The organism is [Clostridium] aminophilum DSM 10710 (assembly GCF_000711825.1).
Taxonomy (GTDB): domain Bacteria; phylum Bacillota; class Clostridia; order Lachnospirales; family Lachnospiraceae; genus Clostridium_R; species Clostridium_R aminophilum.
Genome location: NZ_JONJ01000009.1, coordinates 48,997 through 64,591, shown reverse-complemented (window position 1 = coordinate 64,591; position 15,595 = coordinate 48,997). Strand labels below are relative to the sequence as shown.

13 protein-coding genes are annotated in these 15,595 nt (G+C 49.7%); all 13 read left to right on the top strand.

All coding sequences use genetic code 11. The features are described 5' to 3' along the window. The first annotated feature begins 266 nt into the window (after positions 1 to 266). The 13 genes from BR86_RS0107650 (at position 267) to csm2 (ending at position 15,585) form a co-directional block, all read left to right on the top strand. A complete protein-coding gene (locus BR86_RS0107650; protein WP_031472716.1) occupies positions 267 to 1,682 on the top strand; it encodes a Sapep family Mn(2+)-dependent dipeptidase in 1,416 nt (471 codons plus the stop codon). A gap of 81 nt (positions 1,683 to 1,763) precedes the next feature. Continuing rightward, entirely contained in the window at positions 1,764 to 2,372 is a 609-nt protein-coding gene (locus tag BR86_RS0107645; RefSeq protein ID WP_031472714.1) for a zinc ribbon domain-containing protein, read from the top strand. Positions 2,373 to 2,627: 255 nt separating this feature from the next. Further along, positions 2,628 to 3,095 (top strand): transcriptional regulator NrdR, encoded by a 468-nt coding sequence (gene nrdR, locus BR86_RS0107635; RefSeq protein ID WP_031472712.1) that lies wholly within the window; start codon positions 2,628 to 2,630, stop codon positions 3,093 to 3,095. 21 nt (positions 3,096 to 3,116) lie between these two features. After that, complete coding sequence (locus BR86_RS0107630) at positions 3,117 to 3,647, top strand: YqeG family HAD IIIA-type phosphatase (protein ID WP_031472710.1); 531 nt, start codon at positions 3,117 to 3,119, stop codon at positions 3,645 to 3,647. A gap of 109 nt (positions 3,648 to 3,756) precedes the next feature. Then, positions 3,757 to 4,314: an elongation factor P gene (gene efp, locus BR86_RS0107625; RefSeq protein ID WP_031472708.1), complete on the top strand. Its 558-nt coding sequence runs from the start codon at positions 3,757 to 3,759 to the stop codon at positions 4,312 to 4,314. Between the two features lie 309 nt (positions 4,315 to 4,623). Next, complete coding sequence (locus BR86_RS0107620; RefSeq protein WP_242841586.1) at positions 4,624 to 5,244, top strand: peptidoglycan recognition protein family protein; 621 nt, start codon at positions 4,624 to 4,626, stop codon at positions 5,242 to 5,244. A 130-nt stretch (positions 5,245 to 5,374) separates the two neighbouring features. After that, positions 5,375 to 7,147, top strand: coding sequence for an arginine--tRNA ligase (argS, locus tag BR86_RS0107615; protein WP_031472704.1), 1,773 nt, complete (start codon positions 5,375 to 5,377; stop codon positions 7,145 to 7,147). 84 nt (positions 7,148 to 7,231) lie between these two features. Further along, entirely contained in the window at positions 7,232 to 8,971 is a 1,740-nt protein-coding gene (locus tag BR86_RS0107610) for an ABC transporter ATP-binding protein (protein WP_031472702.1), read from the top strand. Then, positions 8,968 to 10,836, top strand: a complete 1,869-nt coding sequence (locus tag BR86_RS0107605; protein ID WP_031472700.1) for an ABC transporter ATP-binding protein — start codon at positions 8,968 to 8,970, stop codon at positions 10,834 to 10,836. Before BR86_RS0107610 ends, BR86_RS0107605 begins: the two co-directional genes overlap by 4 nt. A gap of 144 nt (positions 10,837 to 10,980) precedes the next feature. Next, the gene (locus tag BR86_RS0107600) at positions 10,981 to 11,835 is read left to right on the top strand and encodes a PHP domain-containing protein (protein ID WP_031472698.1); all 855 of its coding nucleotides are present in this window, start codon (positions 10,981 to 10,983) and stop codon (positions 11,833 to 11,835) included. Positions 11,836 to 12,087: 252 nt separating this feature from the next. Continuing rightward, complete coding sequence (cas6, locus tag BR86_RS14630) at positions 12,088 to 12,837, top strand: CRISPR-associated endoribonuclease Cas6 (protein ID WP_038288226.1); 750 nt, start codon at positions 12,088 to 12,090, stop codon at positions 12,835 to 12,837. A gap of 1 nt (position 12,838) precedes the next feature. Continuing rightward, the gene (gene cas10, locus BR86_RS0107590) at positions 12,839 to 15,193 is read left to right on the top strand and encodes a type III-A CRISPR-associated protein Cas10/Csm1 (RefSeq protein ID WP_031472696.1); all 2,355 of its coding nucleotides are present in this window, start codon (positions 12,839 to 12,841) and stop codon (positions 15,191 to 15,193) included. Continuing rightward, on the top strand, positions 15,190 to 15,585 hold the full coding sequence (csm2, locus tag BR86_RS0107585; RefSeq protein WP_031472695.1) for a type III-A CRISPR-associated protein Csm2: 396 nt from the start codon (positions 15,190 to 15,192) through the stop codon (positions 15,583 to 15,585). The genes cas10 and csm2 overlap by 4 nt, the downstream gene beginning before the upstream one ends. The last annotated feature ends 10 nt before the right edge of the window (positions 15,586 to 15,595 follow it).

Genomic DNA, 15,595 nt, shown 5'->3' with positions numbered 1-15,595 from the left:
CGGATAAACAGGCAGGATCCGGATAAACAGGCAGGCTCTGCTCCGGCAGGACCTGCCTGTGGTGCATCAGGGGGGATTCCGATGGTGCAATCCGTTGTATCGATTCTGTCATAAGAATGTTGAGCCTTTTCTCTATGGAATAAAAAACGCTTCGTGGGATGAGCATCCGGGAGAGAAGAAATGAGAAAAAACAAAATGCAGGTTCCGGGGGCCGGCAGAGGATGAAACGGTCCTTTCCGATTCACGTAGGAACAGGAAGGAGTAATATGGCTGCAGACTACAGGAAGGAAATTGAATCGTATATTGAACTTCACAGGGATGAGATGCTTCATGACATCATGGACCTTTGCCGGATCAACAGTGAGAAGGCTGCCTATGAGCAGGGAAAACCCTTCGGCGCGGGCGCCGCAAGAGCACTTCAGCAGGCAATGAGCATGGCGGAATCCTATGGTTTTTCCATCCGGAATTATGATAATTATGTCGCAGCGGTGGATCTGGAAGGCGGTCCGCGCCTTCTCGATATTCTCGCGCATCTGGACGTGGTACCGGCCGGCGACGGATGGACGGTAACAAAACCGTTTGAGCCGGTGATTCGGGACGGGAAGCTCTACGGCCGCGGTACGGCGGATGACAAGGGGCCGGCGGTTGCCGCTCTCTACGCGATGCGCGCCGTAAAAGAACTCGGAATCCCGTTAAAGGGCAGTGTCCGCCTTCTGCTCGGCACCGATGAAGAACTGGGCGGCAGCGATATTGACCACTATTACAGCATTGAGAAGGAAGCTCCGATGACGTTTTCACCGGATGCGGATTTCCCGGTAATCAACATCGAAAAAGGACAGCTTCAGGGGCATATCGTCCGCAATTTCGGGGAGCGTGAACAGGCCGGGGCAAGGATTCTCAGCATCGAGTGCGGAATCCGCCCGAATGTGGTTCCGTCCACAGCGAAGGCATTCGTGCGCGGGCTGGATGACGATCTGGTCCGGGAGACGGGTGAGCGTATCACTTCGGAGACCGGTGTCCGCTTTGAGATTGCCGGTGCGCCGGAAGGCCTGCGCGTCTGCGCCTTCGGCGAGACAGCCCATGCCTCCACGCCGGAAGAGGGAAAAAATGCGCTGACGGCGCTGCTCGCTCTTCTTTCCTGCCTGCCCTTCGAGCAGGATCCGGTCACCGAATCCGTCCGTGAGCTTCATCAGCTCTTCCCGTACGACGATACCGAGGGCACCGCGGTCGGCGCAGCCCGCAGTGATGAATCCGGGAAGCTGACGCTCGCATTTTCCATGCTCAGCCTGACGAAAGAGGGACTCCGTGCCGTGTTTGACGCCCGTGTGCCGGTCAGCGGAACAGAAGACAATGTGGTTGCGCCGATCCGGAGAAAGCTCGAGGCAAACGGATTTACACTCGAAAAAGCGGATCTTCTTCCTGCCCATGTTGTCGATGCGGACTCCGATTTTGTGAAGACGCTTCTCGAGTCCTATGAGGAGATCACCGGCAAAAAAGGGGAGCCGATTGCAATCGGCGGCGGAACGTATGTGCACGATCTGAAAAATGGTGTCGCCTTCGGCGCGACGATGCCGGGCACGGACAACCATATGCACGGCGCGGATGAATTTGCTGTCATCGAGGAACTCATCGCCGCGGCGAAGATTTATGCGGTTGCCATTGCAAAGATCTGCGGAGCCTGAGCATTGAAATCCGTTTGACCTATGTTAAAATAATAGATAGTTCAGGTTCCGCCATCGCGGAGACCGGGAGGAAAACGATTCATGAAAAGAGCTCTGACATTTTTTAAACTGCTGTTTTTGTTTCTCTGTCTTGCGCAGGCCCTTTTGTTTTTTGTTCCGCTTGCGGATCAGTCCGCTTTTGCGGCACTGAACGGCAATGCGGGAGACATGTTCGGGGGAACGGTGTCCTGTTTTTCCGCTCTGTCGATGATCAGCGATGAGGTCAAGATTCTTTTGCTGATGTTTCTGATCCTTCCGCTTCTGATGGCTGTTATGGCACTTCCGTGTTTTAACTTTGTGTTCGGCCTGGAGCCGGTGCTGCTGATCTGCATGTTCGTTCTGCGGTATGCTTCGTCGAACCTCTTTGGCGGGGCAAAGCTTGCGGAAAGCCTGTTCGGGACGATGATGTCCTTTATCGGAATCGTTCTGATTCCCGTCTGGCTGGTACACGCTCTGATCAAGTTTGTCTATCTGATCTCCGGTTCGGCAGACAATGACCGGAGCGAGAAGCTTCGCAGAGAATATGAGAAGATGACCGGTATCGGCAGAGTGAACAAAAAGCGCTGTCCGGAGTGCGGAGAAACCATCGCGATGGAGGCGAAATTCTGCCGCCGGTGCGGAACCGATCTTTCCGAAGAGGACGAGGAGTAAGACGGCAGCCATGGACGGGACGTACGGGACAGACAAGGGACGTACGGAACAGAAAAAAGGACGTACGGAACAGAAAAGGACGTGCAGAACAGAAAAAAGTACGTACAGAACAGAGAAATGGACGCGCGGAACAGAGAAAATGTAATGTGAGGGGACACGAAATCCGGCTGCGGACAGGGCGGAATCCGGTTTTCTGCGGTCCGGATCACGAAACAAGGTAGTTTTGAGACGATATCATATGAGGAGAGTATTGTTATGAAATGTCCGTTTTGCGGTGCAGACGACACGAAAGTAATCGATTCCAGACCGGCAGAGGATAACAGCATCCGGCGCAGAAGAAGCTGTGAAAAATGCGGAAGACGCTTCACGACCTACGAGAAACTTGAGACAATCCCTCTGATGGTGATCAAGAAGGACAACACGAGGGAACTCTATGACCGCTCTAAGATTGAGGCCGGCATCGTGCGTTCCTGCCACAAACGTCCGGTGTCTCCGAAGCAGATCGATCAGATGGTGGACGCGATCGAGAGCGATATCTTCAACCGCGAGGAGAGAGAGATCCCAAGCCCGGTGATCGGCGAACTGGTCATGAGCAGACTGAAGGAAGTGGATGAGGTCGCATACGTCCGTTTTGCCTCCGTCTACCGACAGTTCAAAGATGTACACACGTTTATGGAGGAACTCGGCAAGATTCTGGAGAGCAGCGAAGCGAAAAAAGGCTGACGCGGAACCGGGGATTGATATATGGGAAAAATTCTGGAACTGTTCCGCCCGTCAGACTATGCGGTATCGAGCTATTCGATTGACTACGAGGCGCTTTACCGGCAGGGAATCCGCGGTCTGATCTATGATGTGGACAACACGCTGGTCCCCCACGGGGCACCGGCAGAGGAACGGACCGTCCTGCTTTTCGAGCGTTTGCACCGGATGGGATTTCACACCTGCCTTCTGTCAAACAATAAACGGCACCGGGTCGAGCCGTTTGCCGAGCGAATCGGATCCGATTTCCGGTTTCTCGCGCATAAGCCGATGCCGAAAGCGTGCCGGGAGGCCATGACCGCCATGGGGACCGCTCCCCGAAGCACGGTTCTGATCGGAGATCAGCTGTTTACGGACATTCTCTGCGCCCGGTTTTCGGGAATCCGCTCGATTCTGGTATCACCGATCGATCCGAAAGAGGAGATTCAGATTGTTCTGAAACGGATTCCGGAAAAATGGATCCTGAACCGGCTTCGAAATGAGAAGGAAACGACGGAAAAACAAAAAAACAGTTGAAAAACGCATCAATTGCGTTTAAAATATTACAGGTTATAAGTCTAAAACAGATAATCTATGTGTTATGCAGTGCAAAACTGCAGCACCATTTCAAGGAGGATTTTCACTTATGGTATCAGCAGGCGATTTCAGAAACGGTATTACATTGGAGATTGATGGCGTTGTCTATCAGATCATGGAGTTCCAGCATGTAAAGCCGGGAAAGGGTGCTGCATTCGTTAGAACAAAGATCAGAGACGTTATCAACGGCGGTGTAGTCGAGAAGACATTCCGTCCGACCGAGAAGTTCCCGGCAGCAATCATTGACCGTAAGGAGATGCAGTACACCTACAATGACGGTGATATGTATCACTTCATGGATACCGAGACATACGAGGACGTCGCTCTTTCCGAGGAACTGTGCGCAGATGCTATGAAGTTCGTCAAGGAAGAGGAGATGTGCAAGGTCCTTTCCTACAAGGGCAAGGTATTCTCCATTGAGCCGCCGCTGTTCGTTGAACTCGTTGTTACCGAGACTGAGCCGGGCGTAAAGGGCAACACTCAGACCGGAGCAAACAAGCCGGCTACTCTTGAGACCGGTGCAACCATCATGGTTCCGATTTTCGTTAACATCGGCGACAAGCTGAAGATCGATACACGTACAGGTGAATATCTTTCCAGAGCATAATCGGTTTTAAGAAACCGCTGTGATTACGGGGGATGCCGGTAGATTGTTCCGGTGTTCCCCGTATTATTTTACGCGGGCACCGCGATATCGCGTGAAAGCACATTTTCCGGACGTGCTACGGTGGGGAAATGTGACGGGCAGTTTCAGAAGTTTACGCGGACGATGTGAGGTCAAATGGAACACGAGAATTCAACAGATCGCAGGAGAAGCAGAAACAGTGCTTCCAGGGACGGTCGTGAACGGCGCACGCAGGCGCCGCGTAACCAGAGGACATCCAGAAAACGTACCCAGCCCGGCAGAAGACTTTTTTTGATTCTGCTTCTGGCTGCGGTATTCTTTGCGGGCTTCGGAGCCGGAAGATGGTCCGGCGGGCTGGACACCGACGAACTTCCGTTTATGAGACGATATGTGGATCTCAGCGCTATTAAAGCGCCGGACTGGATCCGGCAGGACTTTATCACGGTCAACCGGTATTCCAGACCGGGAACAAAACTGAACCGGATCAATGATATTGTCGTTCACTATGTCGCAAACCCCGGAACGGACGCGGAACAGAACCGCAGTTATTTCCAGGGGCTCAAGGATCAGAAGGGGAGCGGAACCGTTTCTGCAAGCTGTCATTTTATCATCGGTCTGGATGGGGAAATCATTCAGATCATTCCGGTCGATGAGAAGGCGTATGCGTCCAACAACCGCAACTCCGACACGATCGCCATCGAGTGCTGTCATCCGGATAAGGACGGCAAGTTCAGCGAGGCGACCTATCAGAGTCTGGTCAAACTCACCGCCTGGCTTTGCGGCGAACTGGATCTGACAGAGAAAGATGTCATCCGGCATTACGATGTCAACGGAAAGCTCTGCCCGAAGTATTATGTCGAGCATGAGGACGCGTGGACCGGTTTTCTGCAGGATGTCCGGAAGGCAAGATAAAAGAGAACTGTGAATGTGTTCACGGCTGCAATGCGGGCGTGATACCTGTTTCGAGACCCGGTTCTGTCAGAAGAATGTAAATCCGATTCAGGATAGGATACATGGAGTATTACACGAGGAGAATGAGAAAATGAAATCGATTTTAGAGATAATGGCGGATGAACTTCGCCCGCTGTTTTCCGCACGGGGATATGACGAAAAATTTGCCATGGTAAAGGTCAGCAACCGTCCGGACCTCTGCGAATATCAGTGTAACGGGGCAATGGCTGCGGCAAAGCAGTATCGGAAAAAGCCGATCGATATCGCGACAGAGGTGGCGGAAGCGGCCAGAGACTGCAGTATGTTTTCGGAAGTGAATGCGGTGATGCCGGGATTTATCAATATCCGCATTTCCAATGAGTGGCTTGCAGAGCACATGGAAGCCATGGCGCAGCAGGAAAAGCTCGGACTTAACGAGGAGAGCGAGCCGAAAACGGTTGTGATTGACTTCGGCGGAGCCAATGCCGCTAAACCGCTTCATGTCGGTCATCTCCGCTCTGCCGTCATCGGTGAGAGCATTCAGAGAATGGCGCGCTACATGGGCAATCATGTCATCAGTGATGTCCATCTGGGCGACTGGGGACTCCAGATGGGACTGATCATCACCGAGCTTCAGGAGAGAAAACCGGAACTTCCGTATTTTGATCCGGACTTTAGCGGTGATTACCCGGCGGAGGCGCCGTTTACCATTGCAGAGCTGGAAGAGATCTACCCGGCTGCCAGCAAAAAATCCAAAGTGGATGAGGCGTTTGCCGAGAAAGCGCATCAGGCGACCCTGCGTCTTCAGGAGGGATATGCGCCGTACACCGCAATCTGGAATCATATCATGAACGTGTCCAAGAAAGATCTGAAGAGAAACTATGACAATCTGGACGTTCATTTTGATCTCTGGAAGGGCGAGAGCGATGCGGAGCCGTATATTCCGGGTCTGATCGATGATCTGGTGAAGAAAGGATTGGCAGTGGAAAGCCAGGGTGCTCTGGTGGTGGACATTGCGGAAGAGAGCGACACCCGGGAATACCCGCCGTGCATTGTCCGCAAATCCGACGGAGCGGCACTTTACGCCACCAGTGATCTTGCGACCATTATTCAGCGGGAACAGGATTTCCATCCGGACCGCTATATATACGTGGTGGATAAACGGCAGGAACTTCATTTCACGCAGGTTTTCCGTGTGTCCCGGAAAGCAGGATATGTCAAGCCGGAAACGGAACTCACCTTCCTTGGCTTCGGCACGATGAACGGAAAGGACGGCGGTCCGTTTAAGACCAGAGACGGCGGAGTCATGCGTCTGGAATATCTGATCCACGACATCAACGAGGAAGTGGAGAAGAAGATCCGTGAGAAGGGAAGAGTTCCGGAAAATGAGATCGCGGAGACCGTACGCCGCGTCGGACTTGCGGCGTTAAAGTATGGCGATCTGAGCAATCAGGCAACGAAGGATTACATCTTCGATGTGGACCGCTTTACTTCCTTTGAGGGTAACACCGGTCCGCACATTCAGTACATGGATGTCCGCATCAAGTCCATTCTCAGCCGATATGCGGAGGAGAAGGGCGCAGATGCCGCGCAGGCTGCAGTGATCCGGCCGGCGGAGAGTGACTCCGAGAAGAAGCTTCAGATGGTTCTTGCGAAATTCGGCGAGGCGGTCGAGGGCGCGTGGCTTGAGATTGCACCGCACAAGATCTGTGCGTATATGTCTGAAGTTTCCGATGCGTTCAGTGCGTTCTATCTGGACAACAACATCCTTGGCGAGACCGATGAGAACCGCCAGAAGGGATTCATCGCTCTGATCCGGCTGACAAGCCGCGTTCTGGAGACATGCATGGATCTGATCGGCGTGAAGGCACCGGATCACATGTAACTGACGATTTTATATTGTAGCAATTTTGGCAGGGGGAAGCAGAATATGCAGACTCCTGCCCTTTACGATTTTTCGGAGAAGCTGATGAAAAAATACTGGAAATACATTTCCCCGTATCGAAGTGCATTTGTGCTCGCTCCGCTGCTGATGATTGTCGAGGTGCTCGGTGACGTTCTGATGCCGAAATTCATGTCGATGATCATCAATGTCGGCGTGTCGAACCATGATACGGGTTACATACTGAAAATGGGCGCTGTGATGTTTCTGACCGCGGTGATCATGGCGGTCAGCGGCATCCTTGCCGCGTGGTTTGCGGCGAAAGCGTCCATCGGATTTACTGCGGATCTCAGGCGCGATCTTTTTGCGAAGATTCAGCAGTTTTCTTTTCATAATATTGACGAGTTCAGCACCGGCTCTCTGGTCACCAGACTGACGAATGATGTGCAGCAGCTTCAGCAGGTCCTGATGATGAGCCTGCGCATGCTTCTGCGGGCACCGGGAATGCTGATCGGTGCTCTCATCATGGCTTTTATGATGAATGCGCGCCTTGCACTGGTCGTCCTGACCGTGATCCCGGTTCTGGCCGGGCTGATCTCGGTGATCATCCGTCTGTCTTTTCCGCGGTTCACGCTGATGCAGAAGAAGATTGACAGTCTGAACAATCTGGTTCAGGAAAATCTGACCAACATTCGTGTGATCAAGTCATTTGTCCGGGAGGAACATGAGACGGAGCGCTTTTCCGAGGCGAGCACGGATCTGATGAAACACTCGCTGCATGCCATGAAGCTCGTCATTGCCATGATGCCGATGATGATGTTTATGATGAACGCGACGACGATTGCGGTTGTCTGGTACGGCGGTAATATGATCATCGGCGGTGAGATGCCGGTGGGCGATCTGACCGCATTCACCACCTATATCGTTCAGATCCTTCTATCCCTGATGTTTATGTCCATGATCCTGATTCAGATGGCGAGAGCGCTTGCGTCCCTTCGAAGAATCAATGAGATCCTGAACACGGCGGTGGATCTGACCGATGAGGCGGCAACCCGCAGGGATGCGGAGGTTGTGCACGGTGAAATCGAATTCAGCCATGTCTCGTTCGCCTATTCCGATGATTCGGAACTGGTGCTGTCAGACATCTCCTTTACGGCCCGTCCCGGTGAAACCATAGGAATTACCGGTGCAACGGGAAGCGGAAAGACAAGCCTTGTCCAGCTGATTCCGCGGCTTTATGACGTGACCGGCGGCGAGATCCGGATCGACGGAATCGATGTCCGCGACTATTCGCTGGATCACCTTCGAAAGAGTGTCAGCATGGTGCTTCAGAAAAATGAACTTTTTTCCGGAACCATCGCGGAAAATCTCCGGTGGGGGGATGATGAGGCGACGGAGGAGGAGATCGTCCGTGCGGCCGCTCAGGCGCAGGCGGACGGTTTTGTCCGCGGATTTGAAGATGGCTACGAGACCGATATGGGTCAGGGCGGCGTCAATGTCTCCGGCGGACAGAAGCAGCGTCTCTGCATTGCCAGAGCGATTCTCGCCAAACCGAAGATCCTGATTCTCGACGACTCCACGAGCGCGGTGGATACCGCGACGGAGCAGAAGATTCGGGAGGCATTCTATACATCCCTGAAAGATACCACGAAGATCATCATTTCCCAGAGACTGTCCTCCATCGAGGACGCAGACCGGATTCTCGTGCTGGATGACGGAAAAATCATCGGAGAAGGAAGCCATGACGAACTGATTCGCAGTTGTGAGAAATACCGGGAGATCTGGCAGACTCAGAGCGGAAAACAGGCAAAGGAGGTGCAGGCATGATCAGTGATAAGAGAGTGGAAAGTCTGCGCCGCCGATACGGAAAGCGGAAGGCTGCCGCTCCGGGCGGATTCCGGCGCAACGGGCCGGGAGCAATCCGGGAAAAAGCAAAAGGACCGCGCGATTCGCGGGAGGTAATCCGCCGCCTTTTCGGATATCTTGAGGCCGACCGGGCCGGTATGATCATCGCGTTTTTGTGCGTCATTGTCGGTACGGTGACGAACCTCGGCGGCGCCTATATGCTCCGTCCCATCATCAACACCTATATTGTCCCCATCGCCGGCGGAAACGGCGACCCGGAGGGGCTTGCGCGCGCACTGTGCCTCATGGGAGCGGTCTATCTCGTCAGTGTTCTGGCGAATTTTGCGCAGGCCAAGATCATGCTGAATATCGCGCAGAAGGCGCTGAGGAACATCCGCAACGACTTGTTCGAAAAAACGCTGGCGCTGCCTCTTCGCTTTCATGACACGCATACAAAGGGCGATCTGATGAGCCGGTTCACCAATGACGTCGATACCATCGGAATGATGCTTTCGAGCACACTGGTACAGCTTTTTTCGGGTGTTCTGAGTCTTATCGGAACGCTGGCGCTGATGCTGTATACGAGCCTCACGCTCAGTGCTGTGACACTGGTCATGATTCCAGTCATGGTGAAGGCAGGTGCGGTGGTCGCGTCTAAGAGCCGGAAATATTTCTCCGCGCAGCAGTCGGCCCTCGGTGCGCTGAACGGCTATATCGAGGAGACCGTTCACGGACAGAAGGTCGTGAAAGTGTTTGTGCACGAGGAAATTGCCAAAGAGGAGTTCGGATACCTGAATGATGACCTGAAAGAAAAGCAGATCTATGCGCAGTTTTTCGGCGGAATCATGGGACCGGTCATGGGAAATCTCAGCCAGATGAATTACGGTCTCACGGCCTGTGTGGGCGGTCTGTTATGCCTTCTGCGGGGCTTCGATGTGGGCGGACTGACGGTGTTTCTGAATTTTTCCAGACAGTTTGCCCGTCCGATCAACGAGCTCTCCATGCAGATCAGCAATGTATTCTCGGCGCTTGCCGGCGCGGAGCGCGTGTTCCAGCTGATGGATGAGCTGGCCGAGGAGCCGGATGCGGAGGATGCGTTTATTCCGGAGCCGATCCGCGGCGATGTGGTGGTAGATCATGTGGTATTCGGGTATAATCCGGAGAAGCCGGTGCTTCATGACATCAGTCTTTACGCGAAGCCGGGCCAGAAAATCGCTTTTGTCGGTTCCACCGGTGCTGGAAAAACGACGATCACGAATCTGATCAACCGGTTCTATGACATCCAGTCCGGAACCATTTCCATCGACGGGGTGGACATCCGGAAGATTCCGCGAGCGGTTCTTCGGAAAAATATTGCCATGGTTCTTCAGGACACGCATCTCTTCACCGGAACGGTGCGTGAGAACATTCGGTACGGCCGTCCGGACGCGACGGATGAGGAAGTGGAAGCGGCGGCAAAGACGGCCAGCGCCCACTCCTTTATCAGGCATCTCCCGAACGGTTACGATACTCTTCTTGAGGGGGACGGCTCGAATCTCTCCCAGGGTCAGCGGCAGCTTCTGAACATTGCCCGCGCGGCGATCTCCAAGGCGCCGATCCTGATTCTCGATGAGGCGACGAGTTCGGTGGATACCATGACGGAGCGCCATATCGAGGAGGGCATGGACCGCCTGATGGCGGACCGCACAACGCTTGTGATTGCCCACCGGCTCTCGACGGTCCGCAACGCCAACGCCATCATGGTTCTGGAACACGGCAGAATTATCGAGCGCGGCGACCACGAGGATCTTCTGGCGGCGAAGGGACGCTACTATGAACTCTACACCGGCGCGACGGAACTCGAGTAAACACTGGAAGGCAAACGGGGAACGGGCAGACGAGGGCAGCACATAAAGGAAACGTCTGATCGGGATACGTTCAAATGGTATTGGCACCCCGGATATACGAAACGGAAAATCCGTTTTTCACATCCGGGGCTGGAGAAGAGAGAGATGAAGAAAAGGATTGCGGATCTTCATCTGCACAGCATCCGGTCCGACGGAAGCTGGACAGAGGAGGAGTTACTGGCCGAACTTCGAAAGCGCGGGATTACCGTGTTCTCGCTGACGGACCACGACACGATTGCCGGAATTGCCAGAATGGAAGGAATCGTGCCGCAGGACATGCAGTTTATCCGCGGAATCGAGTTTTCTGCGGTTTCACCGGCAGGGAAATGTCATATTTTAGGATATGGATATGATCCTTTCTCGCCGGAATTTCTTGCGGCTATCGAGGAGGGGAGACATCTCCGCGAAGAAAAATTCCGGAAGCGGCTGAATCATCTGAAAGAGTGGCATGACATTGAGCTGAGCGAGGAAGAACTGCGGAAACTGTCGGAACTGACCACCGTCGGGAAGCCCCATCTGGCTCGAATCCTGATGGATAGGGACCTTGCCGGTACAGTCAAAGAGGCGATAGAGCAATATATCGACGATCATGGCGGCAAAGACAGCGGAGATGCCAGAATATCGGCAGAAACCGCGATTTCCGCAATTATTGCCGCCGGAGGTATCCCTGTGTGGGCGCATCCCTTAGGAGGAGAAGGGGAAAGGCACCTTGCGGAGGATGAGTTCCATGAGCAGCTGGAAACACTTTGCCGCTTCGGGCTGAAAGGCCTGGAGTGTTTCTATTCCCGTTATACCGAGGCGGAGGAGCGTTTCCTTCTTGAAAATGCACAGGAGCGGGGACTTTATGTCAGCGGCGGAAGTGACTGCCACGGAACGAACAAAAATATCGCGCCCGGCGAGGAGCGGGCCGACAAAATGCCGGCAGATCCGGCACTTCTCACGATTTTGGAAAAACTATAAATACTGTAAAATAACTGATGGTTATGAGATTTCGCTTTCAAATTGAGAAACAATGTTTGGGTGATTTATCTCTATATACCATCAGTTTTTTTGAGTTAAAGGTTGATTTGGAGATGCTTATTATCTGCACTATTTCCTAAAAACGTCAGAAATACTAAAAAAAATAAAAAAGATAAATATTTTATGGTAAATATGATATAATTTGTATTGCGCACTGAAACTTTCATATAATAAGAGAGTCAAATTACCGATATGAACGAAAATACTTTGTCAAGATTAATACTCAAATTAGATGCAGAGGGGCTTAATTACAAAAAAGCATCAGACTTTCACGGGGTATTGTTTTCACTGATTGATCACGAGTATGCAGAATTTCTTCATAGGCAACAGCTTCATCCATTTAGTCAGTATATATATTTTAAAAATGGAGGATGCTATTGGTATATTCATACTTTAAATTCGGAGGCATACATTCATATAATAGAACCATTGCTAAAGGATGAGTTTAATCAGTTTCAGATCCACAATGGGAACATTGGTGTTTCGGTTACAGATAAGACCCTTACTGTGAAAAAGTATTCGAATCTCATGGAGGAGTTCTACGATAAGCCGGTCAATCGGGATTATGAAGTGGAAGTAAGAACATATGCTTCATTTAAACAAAGAGGACGGTACAATATCACACCGGATTTAAGACTTTTCTTTCAAAGTTTAATGATGAAGTATAGTGCAGTCTCAGGAAATGAAATAATGGCTGACGAGGAAACATTAGAGCAGTTGACATTGGATTCAGTGATTTCCAGATATCGATTAAAAACAGGAGTTTTTCCAGTCGAGGGAAGGACAATTCCCGGATTCATGGGGACGATGGGAATTAAAGTTTTTGGTTCTGATACAATGATGCGTTACGTTCGTTTGCTGCTTCAATTTGGCGAATATTCTGGAATTGGCATTAAAACAGCGATTGGAATGGGTGCAATAAAGATAATTGGGGAGGATTAAGGTGACAGACAGGGATTTACAGGTGGTAATCGGTGCTCTTCTTCATGATATCGGAAAGGTCATCTATCGAGACGGGACAGATGGACGAACTCACAGCGAAAGTGGATATGATTTTTTGAAAAATGAAATCAAGATTAAAGATATGGAAATCTTGAATTGTGTTCGCTTTCATCATGGAAGAGCACTCAGTGGAGCAAGAATTGACGATAACTCCTTGGCATATGTGGTTTATATTGCCGATAACATTGCTTCTTCCGTTGATCGAAGGGAAAAGATGGAGGAGGGGAAAGGATTTGAGTTACACACGCCGCTACAGCCTGTTTTTAATCTGTTAAACAAAAACAATGGTAAGGCGTATTATTCCCCATCACACATCAATGTAGAAAAAGACATTAACTATCCTACTGATGAAAAGAAGTGCTTCACAAAAGAGCAGTATCGGAATATTGTTTATAATTTGTCCGATAACCTAAAGGGAATTGAGTTATCAGTTGAATATGTGAATTCGCTTTTGGAAGTTATGGAGGCCAACCTATCGTTCGTGCCTTCTTCTACCTCCGCTGCTGAAGTGCCGGATATCTCTCTTTTTGACCATTTAAAGCTAACGGCGGCGATTGCGAATGCAATTGTAAAATATCTGGATTTTGAAAAGAATAGTTCATTTAAAGAAGCCTGTTTAAAAAATGAGAAGGCATTTATGGAGAAAAATGCTTTTCTGATTGCAAGTCTGGATATTTCAGGGATTCAGAAATTTATTTATACTATACAGAGTAAAAATGCATTGAGAACTCTTCGTGCAAGGTCGTTCTATTTGGAAATTACGATGGAACATATTATCGATGAGCTTTTAATCGAATTGGGGCTTTCCAGATGCAATTTGCTCTATGCTGGAGGCGGTCATTGTTATCTCATTCTTCCAAATACAGATGAGTGCAGAAATATTTTTGAAAAATATTTAGAGGAAACAAATAAATGGTTCCTTGAGAACTTTCAGACAGATTTATATATTGCGGGAGGGTTTAGCGCATGTTCTGCCTTCAATTTAAAAAATCATCCGCACGGAAGCTATGAGCAGATATTTCGTAATGTGTCGAAGAGTATTTCAGATCGAAAAATGAACCGATATGATGCTAAGACAATCCGGATGCTTAATTCTCAGATACATGATGATTACACAAGAGAATGTTCAGTATGCAAAAGAGTAGCACATACTGATCAAGATGGTCTCTGTTCGACTTGCAGTGCTCTTCAAAAGTTCTCAGCAAAAGTTCTGTATTCTGATTTCTATACAGTTGAATACGGTGAAATGGAGAGTGGCCTTCCTTTGCCGGGGGGATATTCTTTGATAGTCGATACAGAGGATTCTTTGAAAAAAAGAATGCAGAACGATCCCAATTATGTCAGAACTTACAGTAAAAATAAATCGTTTACCGGTAAGCACGTGGCAACAAAACTATGGATTGGGAATTATACGGCCAAAGCTACTTTTGAAGAGTTTGCGGAGTCATCGAAGGGGATTCAGAGAGTAGGAATTCTTAGAGCGGATGTCGATAATCTTGGTCATGCATTTGTCTCGGGATTTAAAAATACGGAAAATAATGATAAGTATATGACCATTTCAAGGACGGCTACACTGTCAAGGCAACTATCATTGTTTTTTAAACTGCATATCAATAAAATTTTGCAAAATCCTTCCTTTTCTTTTGAAGGAAACCCAATAGATCACCGAAATATCACGATTGTTTATTCAGGTGGCGATGACGTTTTTGTGGTGGGTGCGTGGAATGAAATCATTGAGTTTGCGATTGATTTGCGAGATGGATTTGAAAAGTTCTCAGAAGGAACGTTAAGTCTTTCTGCCGGCATCGGTTTGTATGATGATACGTATCCGATCAGCGTCAGTGCGATTGAAGTAGAAGATATGGTTGATCATTCGAAAGAACTTCCAAATAAGAATGCGGTAACTCTTTTAGAAGATGGCTGTTTCCACGACAAGATCAGTGACGGAACGTATAAATGGATTGAGTTCAAGGAAAAAGTAATTGGTGAAAAACTGACTGAGATAACGACGTATCTTGCTTCTGTAGAAAACCAGCATGGAAATGCGCTGCTTTACAGAATACTTGAGCTTGTGAGAAAACAGGACGAGCCGATTAATTTCGCCCGTTTTGTTTATATGCTGACCAGACTTGAACCGGAGAAAAATGGAGACAAAATTGATGGTGAACAGAAAGAAATGTTCAGGCGGTTTTCAAAGAATATGTTGCAGTGGATCAACAATGAGGTAGATCGAAGGGAGTTAAAAACAGCTATTGAGTTATATGTTTATCTGCACAGAGGGGAGGAAGAAAATTGAAGATCATCAATGATACAAATTATGTCGATGAAGCGGAAAATGCGATAAAGAGACTAAAAAACAAGATCAGTCCAAAAACAGGACGTCCTGTTCCTATGGTGACGACATCGAAGATACGAAATCTGTTATCCATGTCTGCTGATATTTATAATAATGTTTTAATTCTTAACAGCGAAAAGCTGAATTCAGAGCTGGCTGGAAGAATTGAATATCTACGAATGAGATTTGTATATGAATGTGGCAGAGAGCCTGCCGTTAAAAATTTTGTTTTAGAAGCGAAAATACTTGATGTATTAAAGGAAATCGACGGGAATAAGTCGAATTACATTTTGTTTAATCACTATATGGAAGCGTTGGTTGCATTTCATAAGTTTTATGGCGGAAACGATTAGGAGGCGAGTA